This is a genomic window from Celeribacter neptunius (genome assembly GCF_900113955.1).
In the GTDB taxonomy this organism is placed as follows: domain Bacteria; phylum Pseudomonadota; class Alphaproteobacteria; order Rhodobacterales; family Rhodobacteraceae; genus Celeribacter; species Celeribacter neptunius.
In genome coordinates this window covers 202,117-227,683 of the sequence record NZ_FORH01000003.1, presented here as the reverse complement: position 1 = coordinate 227,683, position 25,567 = coordinate 202,117, and the positions used below count along the sequence as shown (strand labels likewise).

Here is a 25,567-nt window from a genome sequence, read left to right as displayed (position 1 = left end):
CACGCTTTCAGAAATCCCAGTCTTCATCCTCGGTCGCGACCGCCTTGCCGATGACATAGCTCGACCCGGAGCCGGAGAAAAAATCGTGGTTCTCGCTGTCGGGTGAGAGCGCAGCGAGAATGGCCGGGTTCACCTCCGAGACTTCCGGCGGGAACAGTGCCTCGAAACCGAGGTTTTGCAGCGCCTTGTTGGCATTGTAATGCAGGAAGGTCTTGACCTCTTCGCTGAGCCCGATCCCGTCGTAAAGCTCCTCGGTATACTGGCACTCGATGCCGTAGAGCTCGAAGAGAAGCGAGAAAGCATAGTCTTTCAACGCCTGTTGCTCCCCCTCCGGGAGGCGCTCCTTGCCGCGCTGGAACTTGTAACCGATGTAATAGCCATGCACCGCCTCGTCGCGGATGATCAGCCGGATCAGGTCGGCGGTGTTGGTGAGCTTGGCGCGGCTTGACCAGTACATCGGCAGGTAGAACCCCGAGTAGAACAGGAAGCTTTCGAGAAATACGCTGGCGATCTTGCGCTTGAGCGGGTCATTGCCGGGCGCGTAGGTCTCGAGAATGGCTTTGGCCTTGGCCTGCAAATGCGGGTTCTCTTCCGACCAACGGAAGGCCTCATCGACCTCTTTGGTGGAGCACAGCGTCGAAAAGATCGACGAGTAGCTGCGCGCATGCACCGCTTCCATAAAGGCGATATTGGTGAGCACCGCCTCCTCATGCGGCGTCACGGCATCGGGCATCAGCGACGGCGCGCCCACCGTGTTCTGGATCGTGTCCAGAAGCGTCAGCCCGGTGAACACCCGGATGGTGAGTTGCTGCTCTTCCGCCGACAGCGTCGCCCAGCTCGGAATGTCGTTTGAGAGTGGCACCTTCTCCGGCAGCCAGAAATTCACCGTCAGACGGTTCCAGACCTCGAGATCCTTGTCGTCTTGAAGTCGGTTCCAATTGATCGCACGGGGGATGCGGATGTCTTGCATATCTTTCATGTCGAACCTCCTCACAGGCTACAGGAGACGCAGCCCTGCACCTCGGTCCCCTCGAGGGCCGTTTGGCGCAGGCGCACGTAATAGATGGTCTTGATGCCCTTCTTCCAAGCGTAGATCTGGGCTCTGTTGATGTCGCGCGTGGTGGCCTCCGCCGGGAAGAACAGCGTGAGCGACAGGCCCTGATCTACATGTTCGGTGGCCGCGGCATAGGTGTCGATCAGCGCCTCCGGCCCGATCTCATAGGCGTCGCGGAAATAGCCGAGATTGTCGTTCGACATGAAGGGGGCGGGGTAATAGACGCGGCCGATCTTGCCCTCTTTGCGGATCTCGATTTTCGAGACGATCGGATGGATCGAAGAGGTGGAATTGTTGATATAGGAGATCGACCCGGTGGGCGGCACGGCCTGCAGATTGCGGTTGTAGAGCCCGTCCTGCATCACCGCCTCGCGAAGCGCCGCCCAATGGCCGCGCGTCGGCAATTCCATCCCCATGAACAGGGCCTTCACCCGGTCGATCTCCGGCAACCAGTCGCGACGCGTGTATTTGTCGAAGAAGGTACCATCGGCATAGGTGCTGTCTTCGAAGCCTTTGAAACTCTCGCCTTTCTCCCGCGCCAAAGCATTGGAGGCGCGAAGCGCGTGATAGGCCACGGCGGCAAAGTAGACCGAGGTGAATTCCACCCCCTCGGGAGAGCCGTAATGGATATGTTCGCGGGCAAGATAGCCATGCAGGTTCATCTGGCCGAGACCGATGGCGTGGCTTTCTTCATTGCCCTTGCGCACCGAGGGCACGGAGTCGATGGTCGACGTTTCGGAGACGGCGGTGAGCGCGCGGACCGCCGCCTCGACCGTCTGACCGAGGTCTTTGCCGTCCATGGTCCTGGCGATGTTCAAGGACCCGAGATTGCAGGAAATATCCGTGCCCATTTCGGCATAGCTCAGATCGTCGTGGAACTTGGAGGCGCTGTTCACCTGCAGGATCTCTGAGCAGAGATTCGACATGTTGATCCGTCCGGCGATCGGGTTCATCCGGTTCACCGTGTCCTCGAACATCACATAGGGATAGCCGGACTCAAACTGGATCTCGGCGATGGTCTGGAAAAACTCCCGGGCGTTGATCTTCGATTTGCGGATGCGTTTGTCCGCGACCATTTCATCGTAAAGCTCGGAGACGGAGATTTCCGAAAACGGCCGGCCGTAGAGTTTTTCGACATCATGTGGCGAGAACAGGTACATCTCGGCATTCTTCTTGGCGAGCTCAAAAGTGATGTCCGGGATCACCACGCCGAGGCTCAGTGTCTTGATGCGGATCTTCTCATCGGCATTCTCCCGTTTGGTGTCGAGAAACCGCATGATATCCGGGTGATGGGCGTTGAGATAGACCGCCCCCGCGCCCTGGCGTGCGCCCAATTGATTGGCGTAGGAAAAGCTGTCTTCCAACAGTTTCATCACCGGAATGACACCCGAGGACTGGTTCTCGATGCCCTTGATGGGGGCGCCATGTTCGCGGATATTGGTCAGCAAAAGCGCCACGCCGCCACCGCGTTTCGACAGTTGCAGCGCCGAATTTATGCCGCGCCCGATGCTTTCCATATTGTCCTCGAGCCTGAGCAGGAAGCAGGAGATCAGCTCGCCGCGCGAGGCTTTGCCGGCATTGAGGAAAGTCGGCGTCGCGGGCTGAAACCGACCATCGAGGATTTCTTCCATGAAGGACATGGCCAGCGCCTCGTCGCCCCGCGCCAGCGTCAGCGCGCACATCACCACCCGGTCTTCGTAGCGCTCGAGATAGCGTTGCCCGTCGCGGGTTTTCAGCGTGTAGGAGGTGTAATATTTGAAGGCACCGAGGAAGGTCGGAAAACGGAATTTCCTGGCAAAAGCCGCGTCCCAGATGCGGTGCAGGAAGGCGTCGGGATATTGCTCGAGCACCTCCGCCTCGTAATAGCCTTCCTCGACCAGATAGCGGAGCTTTTCGTCCAATGAGTGAAAGAACACTGTGTTCTGGTTCACATGTTGCAGGAAATACTGCCGCGCCGCCATGCGGTCGGCCTCGAACCGGATGTTGCCGTCCGCATCATAGAGATTCAGCATCGCGTTCAACGCGTGATAATCCAATCCGGTCAGGTCTTTGTTCAGCTCACTGTTCAGATCTCTGTCGAGCATAGCTCTCTCCCGAGGGTTTCAAGCCCGGCGCGGGTGCGGGCAATATCTGTTGGCGTGCCGGCCAGCTCAAACCTGTAGAGCAGCGGCACATTGCATTTGGTGGCGATGATGCGACCCGCGAGCGCGTAGGTCGCACCGAAATTTCTGTTCCCTGAGGCGATCACGCCGACGATCCGGGCGCGCCGCGTCGGAGCGTTGAGAAAGCGGATCACCTGTTTCGGCACCGCGCCCTGGCCCATCCCATCCGCATAGGTCGGGCAGATCAGCACATAGGGGCGGGCGATCGCCGGCATCGCATCTTTCGGCGAAATCGGAATGCGTGCTGCGGGCAGGCCGAGACCGCCCACGAAGCGCAGGGTGTTTTCCGATCTGGAAGAGTAGAAGACGATGTCCGGGACGCGCGGTTGCGAGCCCTCCGGCATGGCTCAGTTGAGATTGGCGATCATGTCGGGACGAAACCCGGACCAATGATCCTCACCGGCGATCACCACCGGCGCCTGCCGGTAGCCGAGGCCTGTGACATGGTTCATCGCGTCTGCATCCTCGGTCAGATCGATGATGTCATAGGCCAATCCCCTGGCATCGAGCGCCCGGGTGGTGGCGGTGCATTGCACGCAGGCCGGTTTGGAATAGACGGTGATGTTGGCGGTGATATTGGGAGTGATGCTCATGATGTCCTCTTGCTCTTTGCGTTCAGCCGAGGACGAGCAGGGGGAGCCAAATCAAAGGACAGGACCGCCACAAACACGCCCCCGAACCCTCCGTTCGTGGTACTTGTCATGCTCGCGGCAGGTCTCCTGACTTCGCGGATCAATGCTTGGCTGGCCTTCCCGGGGCGTTTTCCCCAGTGGCATGATCAGCCGTGCTCACCGCTTACAGTTGCGGGGGCAGCGCCGGAATTTCACCGGCTTCCCTCTTAGCCATCGACTCGACGTCGACAGAACCGAAGCAACATCATGTAGATGAAAATTCGCAAGGGCTGTCAATATGTAGATATCTCTTGACAGGAAATTGGTGACTCGTCTTACCGCGCCAGCTCCTGCACGATCTGATCCGCCAATTGTTTCAGCGCTTCGCCCGAGGCCTTGGCAATCCCTCCCGGGCTGGATTCTGCCAGCGGCGCTGAGATGTCGAAACGGACAATCCGTTCGCGGATCACATGGTCATAAGACGAGACAGCAAACTGGCCTTTCAGGTCGAGGCGTCCGGCGGCGCGCGCCACCATTTGCGACACTTGCACATGTACGGCGGCCTGTGCCGGGGTCTCCAAAGGCCAGGGTTCGGCCGCCACGGTCGACCGGCTCCGCGCGGCGATCCGATCCGCCAGCAACAGGGTTGCGGCGCGGGTCGGTTCATCGGCCCAAAGCGCATCCTTGATCGGGCTCAATGCGCCATCGCCGCTTTCCAGCAGGATTTGCGACTCTTCGGCATAGGCCGGCAGCGAGACCTCGCGGATTTCGAGCGTCGCCACTTGCAGCCGCAGCTTGCCCTCCACCAGGTCTTGCGGCGTGTCGATCATGTAGAGCGGCTCCGGCGCGCCACAGGCGGTGAGGAGCAGGAGCGAGAGCGGAAGAAAACGAAACATCTGGATCACCGTCCGAACAAGAGGGAATTGGGATTGCGCTCGATGGCGCGGGCAAGCTTGCTGAGCGCTTCGGCCGCCGCGCGCACTTCACGCAGCGAGGCCAAGGTTTCACGATTGAAGCTCGATTGTCCGCCATAGCCGGCGAGCGTCTTTTCGGCCTCGGCCACCAGCGCCTCGATCCGTGCTGACAGCTCCGGCAGGCTCTGCGCCGCATCTTCGATGGCGGCGGCGGCATCGCGGGCCGAGGCGAGCGTGGCGTTGGTGTTTTCGACCACGCCCCCGGCGCGCAGCTCGGCAAGCGCGGCGCGGGCCTCGTCCAGCGCGCCGGTGAGGCTGGCGGGCAGGGCGCGGGTGGCATCCGTGTCGATCAACCGGTCGGCACCCTCGAGAAAACCCTGCGCCGAGGCGAGGAAATCTTCGACCTGAAGACTGTTGGCCTTGTCGGTCAGGGCCTGCAGATCGCGCACAAGCTGTGGCAGCTCGGCGGTGGCGCCTTCGATGTCACCGGCGACTTCGGTGACGGATGTGGCGGCCTCTGAGGCGGCGTCCAAGGCGGCCACGAGCTTGCCCACCGCATCGGCCTGACGCAGCTCTTCGGAGACGGCGCGCAGTTCCGAGACAGCGGTTTTCAGCTCGGCGGGCAACGCCTGCGTGTCCGGGTTGCCAAGAAGGCCCCGCGCATCATCCAGAAGCGCAACAAAGGCATCGGGGGCAGCGCGGAGTTTCTCGTCGCCGGCGAGGCTTTCGACCGCGGCCAGCGTGGCGATGGTCTGATCCAGAAGTTCTTCGACCGGCAGATCGTTGACCCGGTTCAGCAGTCCTTCGGCGGTGGCGCCTACGTCCGGCAAATCGGAGGGCACGGAGGGCAGAAGCGGCGCGGTCTCGGCGAAAATCCCCAGTGTTGCCGGTGCGGCTTCGGGCATTTCCGCCAGTTCCACCACGAGCGAACGGCTGAACAGGCTTTGCGAGGCCAGTCGCGCCCTGAGCCCGCCTTTCACCGCATTGGCGAAAAAGGCGATGATCTCGGAGGCCGGTGCGTCGGCCGCGAGCCCGAGCCGGTGCGGGTCGATGGAAATCACCGTGCGCAGCACGACCTGCTGCCCTTCCGGCCCGTCTTCGATGAAGGCGCCGAGCTGCGACACCGCGCCGATGCGCACGCCGCGATAGACCACCGGTGAACCGGCGGCCAGCCCGCTCACGGATTCGTCGAATTCGACGGTCAGATCGACGGCATTGTCGAGGGTTTCGCGGAACACGCTTTCGCGTGCCGCTTCCTCATCGTCGAACAGGTCGAACACCTGGCCCGGTCGCACCGCGCCGCCGCCGGAGAATACCGTGTCAAAGGCCAGCCCGCCGCGCACCAGCGAGGCGATCGAGCCGACGGAGAGGCTGAGGCCCCCGGGGCCGATGTCGACGGAGAAACCGGAGACTTCCCAGAACCGGGAGGCGGTGGTGAGCCGCTTGTCATAAGGCGCCTCGATGAAGGCGTCGACCACGACGCCATTGCCACCGTCCAACAGGCGTGGGGTCTCGATCTTGCCGACCTCGATGCCCTTGTGGAAAATCGGCGCGCCGGGGGTGAGCTGGGCGCCGGTGTCGCTTCGGAGCGTCACCTTGGTGCCCTGCATCCCGGGCAGGATCAAAGGCGTATCGTCGAGCCCCTTGAACGCGGTGACGCCGGCGCCGGGGCTGGGTTCGAATGCCGCCTGGATATAGGCGCCGGAGAGCACGGTCGAGAGGCCGGAGACGCCGCTGGCCGAGACCTCGGGGCGCACGATCCAGAATTCGGCGTCGGCGGGCAGGGTGTCGGCGACGGTCCGGTCGATCCGGGCGCCGACGACGACGGAGCTCAGATCGGGCGCAAAGGTGACATCCTCGACCATGCCGATATTGACGTCGCGGTAGCGCAGCGAGGTCTCGTCGGCGGTGATCCCGGCGGCATTCTCAAAGCGGATCTCGATGCGCTGGCCACGCTCGGCCCAGCTTTGCCAGGCGATGAACAGGGTCACGGTGAGGGCGGCCAGCGGCACCAGCCAGACCAGCGAGAGATTGCGCCAGAAGCTGCGTTTCGGCCCTTCGATGTCCATCTCTGCGGGCTGAGGGGTATTGCTCATATGGTCCTCATTCTGCGTCATGTTCGGCGCGGCTCCAGATCAGGCGTTCATCGAAACTCAGCGCGGCGATCATGGTGAAGGCCACGGAGAGGGCAAAACTTACCGCTGCGACACCCGGGGTGATCGTGGCAGCAAAGTCGAGTTTCACCAGCGAAGACAGGATCGCAACCACAAACACGTCGATCATCGACCAGCGGCCGATGAATTCGACCACCTCGAAGAGCCGGTGACGGGCATGGGGCGACAGTTTTACCCGGCGTGGGATCGACAGCGCCAGAAAGGCAATGGCGATGAATTTTGCCACCGGGATCACGATCGAGGCGACAAAGACGATGCCGGCGACGCCGTAGGAACCATGCCGGATCAGTTCGAGAACACCGCCCAGGATGGTATTCTCTGTGGTCTTTCCAAGGCTGGCGGTGGCGAGCATCGGGTAGAGATTGGCCGGGATATAGACCACCAGACCGGCGATGAGCCAGGCCCAGACCCGTTGCAGGCTGGCGCTATCACGCGGGTGCAGGGCCGCGCCGCAGCGGGTGCAGCGCACGATGGTCGGGCGATGGACCTTGCCGCATTGAGTGCAGCCGATCAGCCCCGCCTCATGTGCCGTGATCTGTGATACGAGGGGCACCGTCATTCCGTGCGCCGGGCTTCCAGGGTTTTCCAAACGGTTACTCTACTCATGAAATTGTCTTTCAGTACGGTCACGATGACCAGGGCGACGAAGGCCCAGAAGGCAGGGCCAAGGGAAACATGCGCCAGCCCGGCCACCTTCACCAGCGCCACCGCGACGCCGACGATGAAGACCTCGGCCATGGCCCAGGGGCGGAGCGCTTCGGCCAGATGGAACGCGTCATGGGCATGGCGCGCCGGGCGCGAGCCGAACGCCATCGGACCAAGCACGTACAAGAGTGCCAGAAACCGCGTCACCGGCAGGATCACGATCAATGCCGCCATGGCCAGCGTCAGAGGCGCGGTCAGCCCGGTGGAAAAGGCCATCACCGTATCCAGTAGCGAACTGCGTCGCACCATGCCGGCGGCGCCCAGTTCGAGAAAGGGGAAAAACACCGCGGCGATCATCAGGATCAGTGCCGCCAGCGCCAACATGATGATCCGTGTCATCGCCAGCGGGCGTGGTGCCTCGATCACCGTGTGACAGCGTGGACAGGTGGCGGTCTCGCCGAGGGCCACCTCGCGATCCATCAGCAACAGATCACAGCCCGGACAGGCGATCATCGCCTCCGGGTCGAGACCCATCTTGTCTGAGGTAACATCCACACCACTCATGCCCGCATGTTATCCGCTCAAAGAGCCGACGAAAAGCGGGCATGAGGGTTCCGTCGGGTCCGTTAGAACGCGGCGCGGGCCCAGACGCAATCATGATCGGCAAGCGGGCGCTTGCTGTCGTCGAGCGAGGGCAGGATGCCCTTGTCGCGACAGCTCATGCCGCGCGCGGCGATCCAGTCGAGCTTCATCACCCGGTCCGGGTGCGGCGTGATCAGCGACGGCCGGGTGGTCATGCCCTCGGCGGTAAAGCCCCAGTCCAACCCGCGCTCGGTGCCGAGATCGAACAGCGTCTCGTCGCGATGGTTGAAGTTGGGCGGGATGTGGTTGCCGGTGTTGAGATCGCCGCCGATCAGAAGGGGCATGCCGGGGGCGAACTCATCGAGTGCATCGAGCAGGTGTTCGAACTGCGTGTGCCGATGCGCCGGGCCGGCGTTGCTCTCGAGATGGGTGGAGGTGACACAGATCTCTCCGGCCTCCGTGGGCAAGACCGCGGCGATGGCCATGCGCCCGCCGAGACGCGGTTGATCCGGGTCGGAGGCGCCGCTGTCCGAGGCGAACCAATGGCCATGATCGTCGAGTCGGATGAGTGTGACCTTGTCGAAGGGCACGGTGGACAGGACGGCATTGCCATGCCAGCCGAAGGCGTTGATTTTCTCGGCGCAAAAGGCCCGTTCGGTCGGACCGCCGAGCCCCATCTCGAAAAATTCCACGCCGAAGGCATAGCCCATGCCGAGGCCATGGGCGACCTCTGCCGTGGTGTGGCGCTGGCCGGTGCGGGCCATGCCGTGATCCACTTCGGACAGGAGCACCACATCGGGTTTCAGGGGCATGAGATGCGCGGCGGTCGCCTGTGGAAACAGGCAGCGCTCGACATTCCAGGCCGCGACGGTGATCTCGTTCGGCAAGGCGCGTTTGACCGGGCTGCCGCCGATCTGCACCGCATTCATTGCCAGGACGTCATGCATCATCTCGCGATGGGCCTCTGCCGTGCGCGGGGCGTTCAGAAGCGTTTCACGCTGTGCGGCACTGACCGGCGGCAATCGATCCAGAAGCGAGATCACGAATGTTGCTCCTGAGGTTTGCGCGCGGAGAGGCTCTGAACCTTCGGATTGCAGTCCATCCGTTCGCCGGTCTGCGGATGGAACAGGCAGAGGCTGGTGGGATGACAAGACAGGCGCAGCGGCCCGGTGGTGACCTCGGTCTCTTTCGACAGGTGCACCGTCAGGCGTTGATCCTCGATCTGACCGTGCAAAAGACGATGCGCGCCGAGCTCTTCGATCAGCTCGACTTCCATGGCCAGCGGGCCATAGGGGTCGATATGCAGATCCTCGGGGCGCAGGCCCAGGGTGACCGGGCCACGGTAATCGGTCTTCATCGGCAATTGCAGCCCAGCAAAGAACAGAGTCTCGTCAGTGAGTTCCGCGGCCACCAGATTCATCGGCGGCGCGCCCATGAAGGAGGCGACAAAGGTCGAGGCCGGGTTGTGATAGATCTCCGACGGTGTGCCGATCTGTTCGATCTTGCCACCGTTCAGCACGATGATGCGGTCGGCCATGGTCATGGCTTCGACCTGATCATGGGTGACGTAGATCGAGGTGACGCCGAGGCGGCGTTGCAGCGCCTTGATCTCGATCCGCATCTGGTTGCGCAGCTTGGCGTCCAGGTTCGACAGCGGTTCGTCAAACAGGAACAGGGACGGGTCGCGGACGATGGCCCGGCCCATGGCGACGCGCTGACGCTGACCGCCCGAGAGCTGCGAGGGTTTGCGGTCGAGATACTCTTCGAGATTGAGCATCTTGGCGGCCTCGGCGACCTTTTTCTCGATCACCTCTTTCGGGGTTTTGCGGTTTTTCAGACCATAGGCGATGTTCTTGCGCACGGTCATATGCGGGTAGAGTGCGTAGTTCTGGAACACCATGGCGATGTCGCGATCGGCCGGGTCCAGATCGTTGACCACGCGATCGCCGATGGTGAGCGCGCCGTCGGTGATTTCCTCAAGCCCGGCGATCATCCGCAGGAGCGTGGATTTGCCACAGCCCGACGGGCCGACCAACACGGTGAATTCGCCGTCTTTGATATCGAAACTTGCGGGGGTAACGGCCTCGACGCCGTTCGGATAGACTTTGCGGACGTTGTCCAGAGTGACCTTTGCCATGAGAGCAGTCCTTATTTATCGGATTCCGTGAGGCCCTTGACGAACCAGCTTTGGAAGAAAATGACGATGGCGACGGGCGGGATCACGGCGATGATCGCCAGCATATTGGCGCGCCCGTATTGCGGGATCTCGTTGCCTTCGAGCACCTGCACGATTTGCTTGATGCCGCGCACGAGGGTGTACATGCCCTCTTCGGTGGTGATCATGGTGGGCCAGAGATACTGGTTCCAGCCATAGACGAACATGATGATGAACATCGCGGCGATCATGGTCTGGGACAGCGGCACGAGGATGTCGATGAAGAACTTCACCGGACCGGCGCCGTCGATGCGCGCGGCTTCGACGAGTTCTTCGGGCACCGAGCGGAAGAATTGCCGGAAGAAGAAAGTCGCGGTGGCCGAGGCAATCAGCGGCACGATGAGACCGGTGTAAGTGTTCAGCAACCCGAGCTTCTGGGTGATCTCGTAAGACGGCAGGATGCGCACTTCGAGCGGCAACAGGAGCGTGGTGAAGATCAGCCAGAAGGCCATGGTGGCAAAGCGCATCCGGAAATAGACGATCGCATAGGCGGCCATCATCCCGATGACGATCTTGCCGAAGGCGAAGCCGAGCCCGAGGATCAGCGAGTTCTTGAACATCGACAGCCCGGTGTTTTGGCCGGAAAACCCGGAGGCTTCGAACATCGCCTTGCGGAAATTGTCGTCGAGCTGATCGCCGAAGTAGAGGCCGGGGCCGTATTTCATCGTCTCGATGTCGGGGGTCGAGGCGGTTTGCAGCAGCACCAGAAGCGGCAGCAGCATGAACAGCGAGCCGGTGATCAGGATGGCGTGATCCGCGAGGGTGGACCAGCGAAAGCGACGGGTGGAACGGGCCGGGGCGGCCAGGGAAGAGGTGATATCAGCCATTGTCCTGCCTCAGGTGTAGTGGATGCGTCGTTCGACCATGCGGAACTGGAACACCGTGAGGGCCAGAACCAGCACCATCAGGATCACCGATTGCGCCGAGGACCCGCCGAGATCATTGCCCCGGAAGCCGTCGACATAGACCTTGTAGACAAGGGTCATCGGGTTGTTGCTCGGCTCGCCGCGCACGACCGTGTCGATCACGCCGAATGTGTCAAACAGCGCATAGGTGATGTTGATGATCAGAAGGAAGAAACCGGTGGGCGCCAGCAGCGGAAAGGTCACGTCCCAGAACCGGCCGGAGGCCGAACGGTTGTCGATCAGAGCGGCTTCGCGCACGGCTTTCGGAATGGCCTGCAGCCCCGACAGGAAAAAGATGAAATTCACCGGCACCTGTTTCCAGATCGAAATAACGATCATCGCAAAGGCCGTGTCGGAATAGTCGGCGCCCATTTCGAACTCCCAGCCGAACAGGCCGAAGAACTCCATCAGCGGCCCCCAGCGCTGGTTGAACAGGATCAGCCCCATGAAGCCCGCGACCGGCGGCGCCACGGCATAGACCCACATTAGGAGCGTGCGATAGGTCTTCGCCCCGCGCAGCACCTTGTCGGCTTTCACCGCCAGCAACAGCGCAAGCGAAAGCGAGAAGAAGGTCACGACCACGGTGAAGAACACGGTGAAATTCGCGACTTTCAGATATTCGGAAGAGGTGAAAAGCGAGGTGTAATTCTCCAGCCCGACAAAGGTCTGGCCGAACCCGAAAGGGTCCTGCAGGAAAAAGGAGGATTTCATCGCATAGGCGGCGGGCCAGTAGAAGAACAGGAGGATGATCGAAAGCTGGGGGACCAGCAGGAAAATCGGCAGCCAGCGCGAGGTGAAACCGGCACGTTTCATGGGGAGGACCTTTCTGAAAAAACCGACGGCCGCAGGGATGCGGCCGCCGGGCATGTCATGCGGAGGGGGTTAGCCCTGGGTCTTGGCGAAACGGGCGAGAAGGGCGTTGCCTTCTTCTTCGATGGTCTTCAGCGCCTCTTCGACGGTGGTTTCGCCGGAGAGCACGCGGGCGATCTCGCGGTTTTCCACGTCACGGATTTGAACGTAGAAGCCCATGCGGTAGCCTTTGGTGTTCTCGCCGGCGGTCAGCATCAGCTGTTTCGGGCCGGTTTCGGCAGCCGGGAAACGGTCGTAGTGACCATCGGATTTCGCCAGCTCGTAGGCGGCGGTGGTGACCGGAACGTAACCGGTTTCGCGGTGCCACATGTACTGGACTTCCGGCGAGGTCAGGTAGGCGAAGAATTCGGCGGTCGCCTTGTTCTCTTCGGCGGATTTTCCGGCCATGGCAAAGAGCGCCGCGCCGCCGATGAAGGTCTGGTAACCCTCTTCGGTGATCGAGGACCAGTAGGGAAGGTAGGACGAGGCCCATTCGAACGGCAGATCTTTCGCGGTCAGACCGCCAAAGTCACCCGAGGAGCCGATGTACATGGCGGCATTGCCGGCTTCGAACTGCGACTGGTTGTCGGACCAGCCGGTGCCGAAGAAGCCGAAATAGCCCTCGTCGAGCCATTCCTTGACCTTGGTGAAGTGCATTTTCATCTCATCGGAGTTGATGAGGATCTTGGTGCCTTCAGCGCCTTCGTAACCATTGTCATTGGTGGCGAAGGGCAGGTTGTGACGGGAGTGGAAGTTTTCCACGAATTCCCAAGGCAGGTGGGTCTGCACGAGCGGGATGTAACCGGCGTCTTTCAGAGCCGGGGCGATGGCTTCGAACTCTTCGTAGGTGCTCGGCACTTCGACACCGGCTTTGGCCAGGGCGTCGGCGTTGTAATACATCACCGGCGAGGAGGAGTTGAACGGCATGCCGATCATCTTGCCATCGGAGCCGGAGTAGAAATAACGCACGCCCGGGATATAGTCGTTGATGTCGAAATCGACGCCGTTTTCGGACAGCAGGTCCTGAACCGGAACGGTCGCGCCCTGGGCGCCGATCACGGTGGCGGAACCGGCGTCGAACACCTGCATGATGTTCGGCTGTTCACCGGCGCGGAACGCCGCGATGCCGGCGGTCAGGGTCTCTTCGTAAGAGCCTTTGAACACGGGGGTGATCTTGTATTCGTCTTGCGAGGCGTTGAAGCCTTCGGCGATCTTGTTGACGGTCTCGCCGAGGTTGCCGCCCATGGCGTGCCACCAGGTGATCTCGGTTTCCGCGAATGCGGCGCTGCCCAGAAGGGCGAAAGCGGTCGCGGCCGCTGTGAATTTCATCGTGTTCATCACACTGTCTCCGGTTTGAGCCCGCTCTAGGGCCTTATGTCGGTTTACGCCTTCCCCCTGGGGGCTTCGGCGTTGCGGTCCTTCCTCCTCGAGGGCCTCCCCGGGGGCTTCCCTGAGGGGGAACGCAGAAAGCCGGGCGGGCCGGATCAACTCTCCGGGTCCGCGCCGCTCTGCACACGTGTTCACCTACCGGCGCTCTGTGATGGTTCTGTGAAAGTTTCGTATCGTTCTTGACAAATTATCGCTTCAGGGCGGAGAGCTGTGCCCGTGCAAGATGACCCGAACATAAGCAAACGGCGCGACCCATCCCCCCGGCGCGTGACGGCACAGGATGTTGCCAAGGAGGCGGGTGTTTCCCGCTCGGCGGTGTCGCGTGCCTTCACCCCTGGCGCCTCTCTCGATGCCGAGAAACGCAACACGATCCTCGCCGCGGCGTTCAAATTGGGCTATCGGCCCAATGCGCTGGCGGCGGGTCTGTCGGGCGGGCGCTCGCATCTGGTGGCGATCTTTGTCGGCGATATGCGCAATGCCTATGACAGCGAAGTGGTCGCACAACTGGTCGGACGGCTCAACGCGCTGGGGAAATGGCCAATCCTGATCGACGGCGGCGGCCGCAAGGCTCGCGACGCGCTTCTGGGCGAGGTTTTTCGCTATCCGCTCGATGCGCTGATCATGCGCGCGGGTTCGATGGAACCCCTGATCGCCGAACAATGCGCCAAGCTGAACATCCCGGTGATCTGTTCCGGGCGGATTATCGAAGCGGATCAGGTCGACAATGTCTGTTGTCGCAATCTCGAGGGCAGTGCCAGCGCCGCGCGCTTGTTGATCGATCGTGGCCGTCACCGCATCGCGCATATTCGCGGTCCCGAGAGCTATGGGGCCTCGGATGAGCGGGAAGCGGGGATGCGCAAGGCGTTGGCTCAGGCCGGGTTGGCGCCTGTCGCCGTGGCACAGGGCACCTACACGGTCGAGAGCGGCTATCAGGCGGCACGCGATCTGTTCGGGCGTCACGAGATCGACGCGCTGCATTGCGCTAATGATGCCATGGCGATCGGTGCGCTGGGCTATCTGCGCGAGTGCGGTGTCGATGTTCCCGGTGCCGTCTCGGTGACCGGCTTCGACGATATCGCCATGGCGGCCTGGCCGGGGATCCGGCTGACCACGGTGCAAAACCCGATCGGGGCGGCGGTGAGCCATATCGTCGATTTGCTCGAGCGCCGGTTGAGCGATCCGCAGAAACCTTCCGAAGTCGCCTGGGTCGAGACGCAACTGGTGCTGCGCGACACGCATTGAAGAGCGTGACGATAGGCAATGTCGGTTGGGCGCGGGGGCAATGCGACGACGCATTCGCATGGAAAATGTCCTTTTGCCCTAGGCAATTGCCTGCGCTTTCAGCAATCGCGTCGACGGCGACGCCTCTCCTATAGGTTGTGTTTCTTTTTTCCTGGACCGCGCGCTTACCCTCAATCTTACCCCGTGATGGGCCTGCAAATCACAGGGTGGGAGGAGGATGCAGGCATGTTTCAGGAGTATCGCTTTATGACGACCGTGTTGGATTTTCGTCTGCACGCGTCGGGGCAGGACCCGGCGCATTTTTCACAGCAAATGGGCGCGGCTTGCCGGGGGCTGGGTCTTTTTCATCTGACCGAACATGGCATTCCGGCGCGATTGCTTGCCGATGTGCTCGACCGGTCGGCACGGTTCTTTGCCCTGCCGGAGGAGGAAAAGGCGCGGCTGGACATCCGGCAATCACAGGCCAATCGCGGCTGGGCCGGGCCGGGCGTCGAGCTGCGCGGTGGCCGGTATGGACGTCCGATGACCAAGGAGAGCTACAGTATCGGTCTCGATCTGCGTTCCGATGATCCGCGGGTGCGCGCCGGAGAGCCGTTTCGCGGGTCGAATCTCTGGCCCGAGGATGATCTGTTCCGCGATGTGATGCGCGATTATTACAAGGAGATGCTCGGTCTGGGCCGGGGCTTGATGCGGGCGGTGGAGCGCGATCTCGATCTGCCGCAGGGATTTTTCCAGCCACATTTCACCGAGCCGATGGCAACGCTGCGCCTGTCCTACTACCCCGCCGATCCGTGGTTCGCGGAGGCGCAGGGCGATGACCCGCCACAGTTCGACTATGGCGCGCTCACGCTCGTGCTCGGCGACGGTCGCGGCGGATTGCAGGTCCAGACGAGCAGCGGTCAATGGATCGATGTGCCCGAGGTGCCGGGCAGTCTGATCGTCATGGTCGGTGACGGGCTGATGCGCTGGAGCAATGATCAGTATCGTGCCGTGCCGCATCGGCTGCGGTCGCCGGCTCGGCCGCGTCATGTCGCTGCCTTCTATCTCGATCCCAACCCGGACAGCCTGATCGCGCCCCTGCCGGGCACGGGGGCGGCACAATATGCGCCGATCCGGGCGGCAGAGTATCTCCGGGCGCGGCTCGATGAGACCTATTTGCCGATGGCGCAGTCGCGCTAGCGCGGCGGCTGGTGCCTCCGAGTGTCAGCTGGCCCGGTGCCTGTTGCCAGCCAGAGGCAAAAGGCGCTAAGCCTCGGCCATGGAAAGACAGGTGGCGACACATACCCAGATCTGGGACGAGGAGCTCGACGCGCTCGGACTGATCTGTCCTTTGCCGGTGCTCAAGGCCCGCAAGCGGCTTCTGATGATGGCGCCGGGGCAGGTCTTGCGGCTCATTGCCTCCGATCCGGCGGCGGTGATCGACGTGCCGCATTTCTGCGCCGAGGCCGGGCATGAGTACATCTCGATGGAGGATCTGGGCGACAGCCAGGTCTATCTCATCCGTCGCGGTTCCGTGGTGGCGGGCAGTTGACGCATTCCTGACGCATCACGCCAGCTGTGCCTCGGCCTGCTGCAGGTCGTCCGGCGTGTTGACGTTGAAGAACGGGTCTTCTCCTTCTGCCGTTTCGAACAGCACCGGTACGGCGCCTTTGCTCTCGGCGAATTGCAGCATCCGACGTTGATGGCGCGCCAGTGCGATCCTGAGATCATGCCGCAGATCCACGGGCCAGAGCCCGAAGGTCGGATGCCAGCGGGTCTCTCCCGCCTCCTCGGTCACCGCAATGCCAAAGCCCTCGGGCTGGGCCACGGCGCCAAGACGCGTGACCAGATCTTTCGGAAAGAACGGTGTGTCGGTGGCGACGGTGACGATGGCTTCGAACCCTTTCATCGCGGCCCAGTCGAGCCCGGCCAAGACGCCCGCGAGCGGGCCGTTTTGTTCCGGCGTCGCATCGGGCAGGATCGGATAGCCGAAAGCCGCGTAGCGTTTCGGGTCGCCATTGGCACTGATCGCCAGCGTCGCGCATTGCGGTTCCAGCCGGGAGATCACCCGCTCGATCAGGGGGGCGCCGCCAAGCTTGACCATCGCCTTGTCCACTTTCGTTTCTGCCGTGCCGCCCATGCGGCGCGCCTCTCCGCCAGCGAGGATCACCCCGGGGTAGTGTTTCATGTCGACCTCATTCCTTCGGGCTTCCCCCCATGGCTGCCATTCTGTATGCCGACGGAGAGGCAAATCAAGGGGGAGACATGCTCGGCTATGTGATGATGGACGGGCGCGGCGAGACGGATCGGCTGCTCGAAGCCCTTGCGGAGCGGCTTCAGGCAGCGGGCTGCCATCTCGCCGGTGCGGTCCAGCGCAACACCGAACGACCGGGGGAGCTGCGATGCCGGATGGAGCTGACGCTCCTTCCCGGCGCAGAGACCGTTCTGATCTCGCAGGATCTAGGGGCCCATGCCACAGGCTGTCGCCTCGATCCGGACGGGCTGCAACGCGCGGTGCATCAGGCGGAACAGGCTCTGGAGCAGGGCGCGGAGTTGGTGCTGATCAACAAATTCGGCAAGCAGGAGCTCGAAGGCCGCGGTTTTCGCCTGCTCATCGGCACGGCGCTCTCCGAAGACGTGCCGGTGCTTCTCGGCGTCAATCCGAAGAACCTCGACGGGTTTCTGGAGTTTGCCGGGGAGATGGCCGAAGCTCTGCCGCCGAAGCCGGAGGCCTTGTTCGACTGGTGCCTGAGGCAAATGCACAAAGATTAAAAACTGTGCTTCCGGGTCGAAATATGGGCAATATGCGATCCTGCACGCAGGGTGCACGGCAGGAATCGTTTACTTTGTAGGCAGTGTGACGCGATCTGTCCCCATGAGTGCGCCGCTTTCCATCATTGTTGTCGAAACCGACCGGACCCGGGCCCAGCTGATCGTGGACAGCTTGCGCGAGGCCGGAAGTTTCGAGATTTCGATCATCTCCGAGGTCACCGGGCTGGCGCGCCAGATCCAGTCCCGCAATCCCGACGTGGTGTTGATCGATATCGAGAACCCGTCCCGTGATACGCTCGAAGAACTGGCGCTGGCCTCAGGGCCTCTGGACCGCCCGGTCGCCATGTTCGTGGACCGCGCCGACGAGGGCCTGTCTTCCGCGGCGATCGAGGCGGGCGTCTCGGCCTATATCGTCGACGGGTTGCAAGCGCAGCGCGTCAAACCGATCATGGACGCCGCCATCGCACGGTTTCGGATGTTCCAGCGCATGCGCACGGAACTTGCCGAGACCAAGAAGGCGCTGGAAGAGCGCAAGGTGATCGACCGGGCCAAGGGCATGTTGATGCGGGCCAAGGGGATTGGCGAGGACGAGGCCTATGCGCTCTTGCGCAAGGCCGCCATGGATCAGGGCAAACGCGTTGCCGATGTGGCGCAGGCGCTGGTCACCGCTGCGGGGCTTTTGTCATGAGGGCTGCGGCATGAAAGGAACGAGGCTTTCCGTCGGGTTCATCCCGCTCATTGATGCCGCGCCGCTCATTGTGGCGCAGGAAATGGGCTTTGCCTCGGAAGAGGGGATCTTTCTCGATCTGAAATCTGCGCCCTCCTGGTCTTCGCTGCGCGATATGCTCGCCTTTGGTCGGGTCGATGCGGCGCATATGCTCTCACCCGTGCCGGTGGCGACGGCGCTCGGGCTCGGTGGTGGCGGCGCGAAATTCGCCGCCGTTTCGGTCCTGTCGATGAATGGCAATGTCATTGGCGTGTCGAACGATCTGGCGCAGCGGTTGCGCGATGTCGGGCATGGCTTTGGCTTCAATGACGCGGCGGCGGCGGGCCAGGATCTGATCAAGGCGGCAAAGGGCCGTCTTCGAATCGGTGTGCCCTTTCCCTTCTCCATGCATGCAGAGCTTTTGTATTACTGGCTCTCGGCGCTGGGTCTGCCGGCGCCGCAATCCGTCGATATCCGCACCGTGCCGCCGCCCTTGATGGCGGATGCGATCGAGGCGGGTGAGATCGATGCTTTTTGCGTCGGGGAGCCCTGGGGCTCGAAAGCGGTGGAAAGCGGCGGTGGCGAGCTGTTGTTGCCGGGCTCGGCGATCTGGTCCTCTGCGCCGGAAAAGGTACTCGCGGTCCGCGCCGATTGGGCGGAGCAGGAAACGGCGCTGATGGGGCGGCTCATTCGGGCGGTCTGGCGCGCGGCGCGCTGGCTCGGCAATCCAGACAGCCCGATGCTGGCCTCGGAGCTTCTGAGCCGTCCGGAATATCTCGATCTGCCCTCCGAAATGCTGGAACGCGCCCTGACCGGCAACATGGTGATCTCGGCCAGTGGCGAGACCCGGCCGGTCGAAGGGTTCGTCGAATTTTTCCATGGCGCCGCCACATTCCCCTGGCGGTCTCAGGCGGAATGGATCGGGGCACAGCTCGCGGCGCGCACCGGGCTCGACCGGGCGGTGGCGCGCGGGCAGGCGCAAAGCGTCTTCCGTTCCGATCTGTATCGTCAGGCGCTGGCCCAGACCTCGGCCGATCTGCCCGGCGCCTCGTCGAAGATCGAGGGCGGGCTGACCGCGCCCGAAGCGGTGGCCTCCGCTGCTGGCCAGTTGATTCTTGGCCGCAACCAGTTCTTCGACGGGCGCGTTTTTGATCCTTCCGAGGAATGATGCGCAAATTTTGGGCGATTTTGCGCATGTGCAGCATTTTTGCCGGGGGGATGGCCTAGGGGGTTTTGCATCTGCAGCGTGATTCTCGGCATAAAGATTTCATCGCAGGCAACGATGCCACGATACGGAACATAGTCCCGGTGACCGGGACATCAGAGCAAAGCCGCTCGATAGATCGCCTCTTCTCCTCCCAGGCGTTTTATCGGCGGCTTTTTTTGTGTTTTTCGCCCGCCAAGGGCTTCCTTCAACAGGGACATTGAAGGCAAATCGAAGGGACAGACTTATGAAGAAACTTCTTCTCGGCCTCGCTGCCACGACCGCACTCGCCAGCCCCTCTTGGGCCGAGATGCTGGATCTCGAAAAAGACGAACTGACCTTTGGCTTTATCAAGCTGACCGATATGGCGCCGCTCGCGGTGGCTTATGAACAGGGCTTTTTCGATGACGAAGGTCTGTTCGTGACGCTGGAAGCGCAGGCCAACTGGAAAGTGCTCCTGGATGGTGTGATCGACGGCACGCTGGACGGCGCGCATATGCTGGCCGGTCAACCGCTGGCCGCGACCATCGGCTTTGGCACCGAGGCGCATATCATCACGCCGTTTTCCATGGACCTCAATGGCAACGGCATCACCGTGTCGAACGAGGTCTGGGAAGAGATGAAGCCGAACATCCCGACCGGCGCAGACGGCAAGCCGATGCACCCGATCTCGGCCGAAGCATTGGCCCCGGTGGTCGAGAAATACAAATCCGAAGGCAAGCCGTTCAACATGGGCATGGTCTTCCCGGTGTCGACCCACAACTATGAACTGCGCTACTGGCTCGCCGCCGGGGGGCTGCACCCGGGCTATTATTCGCCGGAAAACATCACCGGCCAGATCGGCGCCGATGTCTTCCTCTCCGTCACCCCGCCGCCGCAGATGCCGGCGACCCTCGAGGCCGGCACCATCTATGGCTATTGCGTCGGTGAACCGTGGAACCAGCAGGCGGTGTTCAAGGGCATCGGTGTGCCGGTGATCACCGATTACGAGCTGTGGAAGAACAACCCGGAGAAGGTCTTTGGCATCACCGCAGAATTCGCCGAAGAATATCCGAACACCACGCTCGCCGTGACCAAGGCGCTCATTCGCGCGGCCATGTGGCTCGACGAGAATGACAATGCCAATCGCGAAGAGGCCGTCGAAATCCTGTCGCGCCCCGATTACGTCGGCGCCGATCAGGAGGTGATCGCTGCCTCGATGACCGGCACGTTCGAGTATGAAAAGGGCGACAAGCGCGACGTTCCCGATTTCAACGTGTTCTTCCGCTACAATGCGACCTATCCGTTCTATTCCGACGCCGTCTGGTACCTGACCCAGATGCGGCGCTGGGGCCAGATCGCCGAGGCCAAGCCGGACAGCTGGTACGACGAGGTCGCGAAATCCGTCTACAAGCCGGAGATCTATCTCGACGCCGCGCGTCTTCTGGTCGACGAAGGTCTGGCCAATGAGGCGGATTTTCCCTGGGACAGCGATGGCTACAAGGCGCCGACCCCGGCCGAGGATATCATCGATGGTATCGCCTATGACGGCAAAGCCCCGAATGCCTATCTCGACAGCCTGCCGATCGGGTTGAAGGGCGAACAGATCGTCGAAGGCACTGAGGTGAAGGGTTAAACGAACCTCTCCTGACGGGCGCAGTCGCGCGGATTGCGCCCGCTTTTTCTTTCTCCCCCACTTCTTCATTCGCGAGGATGCCGCAATGACTGCGATCGACCCAATTGACAACCGGGCGCTGGAAGCCGAGACCAAAGCGGCCCGTCGCGCGAAACTGTTCACCCGGATCAACAAGGCCGACGCCTGGTTTCAGGTCCTGGGCCTGTCCTGGATGACCCCGGTGCTGAAAGCCATCGCCGGTGACAATCCGAAAACCCAGATGAAAGAAATCTGGAAACTCCTCGGCGTGCCGGTTCTGGCCATTGTCGGCTTTCTCATGCTCTGGGGCGCGCTGGCGCCGAAGGTGCAGACCTCTCTGGGCGCGATCCCCGGGCCTTCCGCCGTCTGGGAAGAGGCGGTGAACCTGCATTACGATGCGCTCGCCAAGGCCGAGAAAAAGGCCAAGTTCGAAGAGCGTGTCGAGGCACGCAACGCCAAATTTATCGCCGCCGGTCAGCCGGAGAAGGTCAAGGACATTCCCTATACCGGATCGCCGTCTTATTACGAGCAGATCTGGACCTCGATCAAAACCGTGTTCTTCGGTTTCCTGATCGGCTCGGCCATCGCTATTCCGCTGGGCATTCTCGCCGGTCTGTCGCCCTATGCCAATGCCGCGATCAACCCGCTGGTGCAGATTTTCAAACCGGTGTCGCCGCTCGCGTGGTTGCCGATCGTGACCATGGTGGTCTCGGCCCTCTACACCACGAATGACGGGTTGTTCGCCAAGAGCTTCCTCGTCTCCGCGATCACCGTGACGCTCTGTTCCCTGTGGCCCACTTTGATCAACACCTCTCTGGGTGTTGCCTCGATCGACAAGGATCTGATCTCGGTCTCGAAAGTGCTGAAAATGGGCACATGGTCGAAGATCACCAAGCTGGTGCTGCCCTCGGCCCTGCCGCTGATCTTCACCGGTCTGCGTCTCTCGCTCGGGGTTGGCTGGATGGTGCTGATCGCCGCGGAAATGCTGGCGCAGAACCCGGGCCTCGGCAAATTCGTCTGGGATGAATTCCAGAACGGCTCGTCGCAGTCGCTCGCCAAGATCATCGTCGCCGTGCTCACCATCGGCATCATCGGCTTCCTGTTGGACCGTGTGATGTATGCGCTGCAGTCCCTCTTCACCTTCTCCAACAACCGGTGATTGATATGGGTATCCTGACGTTTGACAATGTGTCGAAGGGTTTCGGTGAAGGGCTTCACCGCACCGAAGTGCTGAAAAACATCGATCTCGATGTCCAGGAGGGCGAGTTCCTCGTGCTTCTGGGTTTCTCCGGCACCGGCAAGACGACGCTGATCAACCTGATGGCGGGGCTCGAGAGCCCCTCCGACGGCGCGGTTACCTTCAAGGGCAAGCCTGTCACCGGTCCCGGCCCGGAGCGCGGCGTGATCTTTCAGAACTATTCGCTGATGCCCTGGCTCACCGTCGATCAGAATGTCGGTCTCGCGGTCGATACGATCTTCCCGGATCTGGGCAAGGACGAGAAAACCGAAAAGGTTGATCACTATGTGAACATGGTCGGGCTCAGCCATGCCAAGACCCGCCGCCCGGCGGAGCTTTCGGGCGGTATGCGGCAACGGGTGAACGTGGCGCGTGCGCTGGCGATGAACCCCGAGGTGCTTTTGCTCGACGAGCCGCTTTCCGCCTTGGATGCGCTGACCCGCGCCAATCTTGCCGATGAGATCGAACATATCTGGGAAGCCGACAAGAAGACCTGCGTGCTGATCACCAATGATGTGGACGAAGCCATTCTTCTGGCCGACCGGATCATCGCGCTCAATCCCGACGGCACGCTTGGCGAAGAGTTCAAGGTCGCGATCCCGCGTCCGCGCGACCGCTCCGAGATGAACCATGACGAGATGTTCCACGGGCTGCGCGCTAAGGTGACCAATTACCTGATGGATGTCGGGATCGAGGCCAAGGCCGAGGGCAGCAAGCAGCTTCCGAATGTGACCGCAATCCATCAGGTGCCGAAGGCGGTGGAAAAGGCGCAGGAAGGTCTGATCGATCAGAAATTCCTGACCTTCGAAGGGCTGCACAAGGTCTACCCGACCCCGAAAGGCCCGCTCACCGTGGTCGAGGATTTCAACCTGAAACTCAACCGTGGCGAATTCATTTCGCTGATCGGCCACTCGGGTTGTGGCAAATCCACCGTGCTGACCATGGCGGCGGGTCTGAATGACATCTCGAAAGGTGTGATCAAGCTCGACGGGTTCGAGGTGCGCGGCGCTGATCCGGAACGCGCCGTGGTGTTCCAGTCGCCAAACCTGTTTCCCTGGCTCACCGCCAAGGAGAACGTGGCGATTGGCGTCGACAAGGTCTACCCCGGCGCCTCCATGGCCGAGCGTCAGGACGTGATCGAATATTATCTCGAACGTGTTGGTCTGGCAGATTCCATGGACAAACCCGCCTCGGCCATGTCGAACGGCATGAAGCAACGGGTCGGCATCGCCCGCGCCTTTGCGCTTTCGCCGAAACTGCTGCTTCTGGATGAGCCTTTCGGCATGCTCGACAGTCTGACGCGCTGGGAGTTGCAGGAAGTGCTGATGGAGGTCTGGGAACGCACCAAGGTGACCGCGATCTGTGTCACCCATGACGTGGACGAGGCGATCCTTTTGGCCGACCGCGTGGTGATGATGACCAACGGGCCGCAGGCCACGATAGGCAAGATCACCGAGGTCGACCTGCCGCGTCCGCGCACCCGCAAGGCGTTGTTGGAACACCCGGACTACTACAAATATCGCCAGGACGTGCTCGATTTTCTCGAGGAATACGAACATGGGGCCAAGCCGAAAGCCAAGGCGGCAGCGGTGCCGACCCCAAAAGCCGTGGCGGCTGAGTGAGGGAGCGGTCGCCATGGATGAACAGATGATCGCCCTCGTGAAAGCCAGTCTTAAAGAGCTTCAGCCCCATGCCGGGGCGGTGTTCGCGACGTTTCAGAGCAAGCTGGCCCAACGCGCGCCGGAGCTTGCCTATCGCTATGACGAGGTCGATCCCGAGCGTCAGGGCGAGCTGCTTTTCGAGAAACTCGCCATCGCTCTGGGCGGGGTGCGGTTTCTCGACAGGCTGGTGCCGGCACTGGGTGGGGTCGGGCTCGACGCCGGCTCCGCATCATTGACGTCTTGCGACTTCGCGAGATTGTCCGAGGTGCTGATCGCGGCCTTCGCCGAGGTCTCGGGCAATCGTTTCGATCCGTGTATCGGGGCGGCATGGACCACGCTGTTCGAAGAACTGTCCTGGCACATGTTCGAGGCCCAAAGTGGCAAAGGAACGGCGGCATGAGCGAACGTCTCGTCATCATCGGAGCCGGCATGGCGACCGGGCGGCTCTTGGATCATCTGATCGCGGAGGCGCCCGGGGCTTTCGATATCACCCTGTTCAACGCCGAGCCGCGCGGCACCTATAATCGTCTCATGCTTTCTCCGGTTCTTTCGGGCGAGCTGAGCTTTGATGAAATCGTCACCCATGACGAGGCCTGGTATCGGCGCCATGGCATCACCTGCCGGTTTGGCGAATGGGTGCAGGCCATCGATCCGGCGCGCCAAGTGGTGATCGGCGAGAGGGGCGAGGTTGTCTATGACAAGCTCGTCGTTGCCACCGGGTCTACACCGTTCATCATCCCGCTGCCGGGGCATGATCTGCCGGGGGTGATCGCCTATCGCGATCTCGAGGACACCGAGGAAATGATCACTCTCGCTGAGCGGCCCGACGCCCGTGCCGTGGTCATCGGTGGTGGGCTTTTGGGCCTCGAAGCGGCGGCAGGCATGGCCGCGCGCGGCACCCGTGTCACCGTGGTGCATCTCGCCGATCACCTGATGGAGCGGCAATTGGATGGCCCCGCAGGCCGGCTGTTGCAGGAGGCCCTGGAGGCCCGCGGCATCGAGGTGCTCTGTGGCGCACAGTCCAGGGAAATCCTTGCGGGAGATGACGGGCGTGTCCGGGCGCTCCAGCTCGCGGATGGCACGGAGCTTCCCTGCGATCTGCTGGTCATGGCCGTCGGCATCCGCCCTTCGGTGAGCCTGGCCAGCGAGACCGGGATCGAGACCGGGCGCGGTGTCATCGTCGATGATCGGCTCAAGACCTCTGTGCCGGGCATTTTCGCATTGGGCGAATGCGTGGAACATGACGGCGCACTCTTTGGCCTCGTCGCGCCCTTGTTCGATCAGGCCAAGGTTCTGGCCAAGACGCTCCGGGGTGAGGCTGCAAGTTTCGTCAACAAGGAAGTCTCGACCAAGCTCAAGGTGACCGGATGCGACCTGTTTTCCGCCGGTGATTTCCGCGACGGCGAGGGGCGCGACAGCATTGTCTATTCCGACCCGACATCCGCGATCTACAAACGTCTGGTGATCGAGGGCGAACGCCTCGTCGGTGCGGTGATCTATGGCGACACCAATGACGGCGGCTGGTTCTTCAACCTGATCCGGGACGGGGCCGACATTTCGGCGCTGCGTGACAGTCTGATTTTTGGCCCGGCCTTCCAAGACGCGACCCCGGTCACACCCGCGCCCGCGCTGA

Annotated in this window: 24 protein-coding genes, 1 pseudogene and 1 riboswitch; of the genes and pseudogenes, 11 read left to right on the top strand and 14 right to left on the bottom strand. The window is 62.0% G+C overall.

From position 1 onward, the window contains the following. Nucleotides 1-7: 7 nt before the first annotated feature. The 13 genes from nrdF to BM151_RS09850 all read right to left on the bottom strand — a co-directional run bounded on the left by nrdF (nucleotide 8) and on the right by BM151_RS09850 (nucleotide 13,449). Complete coding sequence (nrdF, locus tag BM151_RS09910; protein ID WP_090060491.1) at nucleotides 8-979, bottom strand: class 1b ribonucleoside-diphosphate reductase subunit beta; 972 nt, start codon at nucleotides 977-979, stop codon at nucleotides 8-10. Nucleotides 980-990: 11 nt separating this feature from the next. Further along, on the bottom strand, nucleotides 991-3,138 hold the full coding sequence (nrdE, locus tag BM151_RS09905) for a class 1b ribonucleoside-diphosphate reductase subunit alpha (protein WP_090060490.1): 2,148 nt from the start codon (nucleotides 3,136-3,138) through the stop codon (nucleotides 991-993). Continuing rightward, on the bottom strand, nucleotides 3,120-3,560 hold the full coding sequence (gene nrdI / locus BM151_RS09900; protein ID WP_090060488.1) for a class Ib ribonucleoside-diphosphate reductase assembly flavoprotein NrdI: 441 nt from the start codon (nucleotides 3,558-3,560) through the stop codon (nucleotides 3,120-3,122). The genes nrdE and nrdI overlap by 19 nt, the downstream gene beginning before the upstream one ends. A 3-nt stretch (nucleotides 3,561-3,563) precedes the next feature. Beyond that, nucleotides 3,564-3,809, bottom strand: coding sequence for a glutaredoxin-like protein NrdH (nrdH, locus tag BM151_RS09895; RefSeq protein WP_090060486.1), 246 nt, complete (start codon nucleotides 3,807-3,809; stop codon nucleotides 3,564-3,566). A 99-nt stretch (nucleotides 3,810-3,908) separates the two neighbouring features. Beyond that, nucleotides 3,909-4,101: riboswitch (cobalamin riboswitch) on the bottom strand. 61 nt (nucleotides 4,102-4,162) lie between these two features. Beyond that, nucleotides 4,163-4,723, bottom strand: a complete 561-nt coding sequence (locus BM151_RS09890) for a PqiC family protein (RefSeq protein ID WP_090060484.1) — start codon at nucleotides 4,721-4,723, stop codon at nucleotides 4,163-4,165. Between the two features lie 5 nt (nucleotides 4,724-4,728). Continuing rightward, entirely contained in the window at nucleotides 4,729-6,837 is a 2,109-nt protein-coding gene (locus tag BM151_RS09885) for a PqiB family protein (protein ID WP_090060482.1), read from the bottom strand. Nucleotides 6,838-6,844: 7 nt separating this feature from the next. Then, complete coding sequence (locus tag BM151_RS09880) at nucleotides 6,845-7,474, bottom strand: paraquat-inducible protein A (protein WP_090060480.1); 630 nt, start codon at nucleotides 7,472-7,474, stop codon at nucleotides 6,845-6,847. Next, nucleotides 7,471-8,124, bottom strand: a complete 654-nt coding sequence (locus tag BM151_RS09875) for a paraquat-inducible protein A (protein ID WP_425429540.1) — start codon at nucleotides 8,122-8,124, stop codon at nucleotides 7,471-7,473. Before BM151_RS09875 ends, BM151_RS09880 begins: the two co-directional genes overlap by 4 nt. Nucleotides 8,125-8,186: 62 nt before the next feature. Continuing rightward, complete coding sequence (locus BM151_RS09870) at nucleotides 8,187-9,185, bottom strand: endonuclease/exonuclease/phosphatase family protein (RefSeq protein WP_090060476.1); 999 nt, start codon at nucleotides 9,183-9,185, stop codon at nucleotides 8,187-8,189. Next, entirely contained in the window at nucleotides 9,182-10,279 is a 1,098-nt protein-coding gene (locus BM151_RS09865) for an ABC transporter ATP-binding protein (RefSeq protein ID WP_090060474.1), read from the bottom strand. The genes BM151_RS09870 and BM151_RS09865 overlap by 4 nt, the downstream gene beginning before the upstream one ends. Before the next feature lie 11 nt (nucleotides 10,280-10,290). Further along, nucleotides 10,291-11,184, bottom strand: a complete 894-nt coding sequence (locus tag BM151_RS09860) for an ABC transporter permease subunit (RefSeq protein WP_090060472.1) — start codon at nucleotides 11,182-11,184, stop codon at nucleotides 10,291-10,293. Between the two features lie 9 nt (nucleotides 11,185-11,193). Continuing rightward, a complete protein-coding gene (locus BM151_RS09855) occupies nucleotides 11,194-12,075 on the bottom strand; it encodes an ABC transporter permease subunit (RefSeq protein WP_090060471.1) in 882 nt (293 codons plus the stop codon). 69 nt (nucleotides 12,076-12,144) lie between these two features. Next, on the bottom strand, nucleotides 12,145-13,449 hold the full coding sequence (locus BM151_RS09850) for an extracellular solute-binding protein (RefSeq protein WP_425429539.1): 1,305 nt from the start codon (nucleotides 13,447-13,449) through the stop codon (nucleotides 12,145-12,147). Nucleotides 13,450-13,710: 261 nt separating this feature from the next. Here BM151_RS09850 and BM151_RS09845 point away from each other — a divergent pair, with 261 nt between their 5' ends. The 3 genes from BM151_RS09845 to BM151_RS09835 all read left to right on the top strand — a co-directional run bounded on the left by BM151_RS09845 (nucleotide 13,711) and on the right by BM151_RS09835 (nucleotide 16,273). Continuing rightward, nucleotides 13,711-14,742, top strand: a complete 1,032-nt coding sequence (locus BM151_RS09845) for a LacI family DNA-binding transcriptional regulator (RefSeq protein WP_245781168.1) — start codon at nucleotides 13,711-13,713, stop codon at nucleotides 14,740-14,742. Between the two features lie 246 nt (nucleotides 14,743-14,988). Then, nucleotides 14,989-15,921, top strand: a complete 933-nt coding sequence (locus BM151_RS09840; RefSeq protein WP_090060760.1) for an isopenicillin N synthase family dioxygenase — start codon at nucleotides 14,989-14,991, stop codon at nucleotides 15,919-15,921. Nucleotides 15,922-16,012: 91 nt separating this feature from the next. Beyond that, on the top strand, nucleotides 16,013-16,273 hold the full coding sequence (locus BM151_RS09835) for a sulfurtransferase TusA family protein (protein ID WP_245781167.1): 261 nt from the start codon (nucleotides 16,013-16,015) through the stop codon (nucleotides 16,271-16,273). A 15-nt stretch (nucleotides 16,274-16,288) separates the two neighbouring features. Here the strand turns inward: BM151_RS09835 and mobA are convergent, their stop codons facing one another. Further along, complete coding sequence (mobA, locus tag BM151_RS09830; protein WP_090060467.1) at nucleotides 16,289-16,909, bottom strand: molybdenum cofactor guanylyltransferase MobA; 621 nt, start codon at nucleotides 16,907-16,909, stop codon at nucleotides 16,289-16,291. Between the two features lie 77 nt (nucleotides 16,910-16,986). Between mobA and BM151_RS09825 the strand changes: the two genes are divergently transcribed. The 8 genes and pseudogenes from BM151_RS09825 to BM151_RS09790 all read left to right on the top strand — a co-directional run. Then, a complete protein-coding gene (locus tag BM151_RS09825; RefSeq protein WP_090060466.1) occupies nucleotides 16,987-17,493 on the top strand; it encodes a DUF2478 domain-containing protein in 507 nt (168 codons plus the stop codon). Nucleotides 17,494-17,596: 103 nt separating this feature from the next. Then, the gene (locus tag BM151_RS09820) at nucleotides 17,597-18,181 is read left to right on the top strand and encodes an ANTAR domain-containing response regulator (protein WP_090060462.1); all 585 of its coding nucleotides are present in this window, start codon (nucleotides 17,597-17,599) and stop codon (nucleotides 18,179-18,181) included. Between the two features lie 10 nt (nucleotides 18,182-18,191). Continuing rightward, nucleotides 18,192-19,367, top strand: a complete 1,176-nt coding sequence (locus BM151_RS09815) for a CmpA/NrtA family ABC transporter substrate-binding protein (RefSeq protein ID WP_090060460.1) — start codon at nucleotides 18,192-18,194, stop codon at nucleotides 19,365-19,367. A gap of 283 nt (nucleotides 19,368-19,650) precedes the next feature. Beyond that, nucleotides 19,651-21,018 carry a CmpA/NrtA family ABC transporter substrate-binding protein gene (locus BM151_RS09810; RefSeq protein ID WP_090060458.1) on the top strand — a complete coding sequence of 456 codons (1,368 nt, stop codon included), beginning with the start codon at nucleotides 19,651-19,653 and terminating at the stop codon, nucleotides 21,016-21,018. A gap of 85 nt (nucleotides 21,019-21,103) precedes the next feature. Further along, entirely contained in the window at nucleotides 21,104-22,195 is a 1,092-nt protein-coding gene (locus BM151_RS09805) for an ABC transporter permease (RefSeq protein WP_090060456.1), read from the top strand. Between the two features lie 5 nt (nucleotides 22,196-22,200). Beyond that, entirely contained in the window at nucleotides 22,201-23,895 is a 1,695-nt protein-coding gene (locus BM151_RS09800; RefSeq protein ID WP_177213088.1) for an ABC transporter ATP-binding protein, read from the top strand. A gap of 13 nt (nucleotides 23,896-23,908) precedes the next feature. Further along, nucleotides 23,909-24,334, top strand: coding sequence for a globin family protein (locus BM151_RS09795; protein ID WP_090060452.1), 426 nt, complete (start codon nucleotides 23,909-23,911; stop codon nucleotides 24,332-24,334). Further along, nucleotides 24,331-25,566: pseudogene (locus BM151_RS09790) on the top strand (NAD(P)/FAD-dependent oxidoreductase); the annotation flags it as partial. The gene BM151_RS09795 and the pseudogene BM151_RS09790, both read left to right, overlap by 4 nt. Between the last annotated feature and the right edge of the window lies 1 nt (nucleotide 25,567).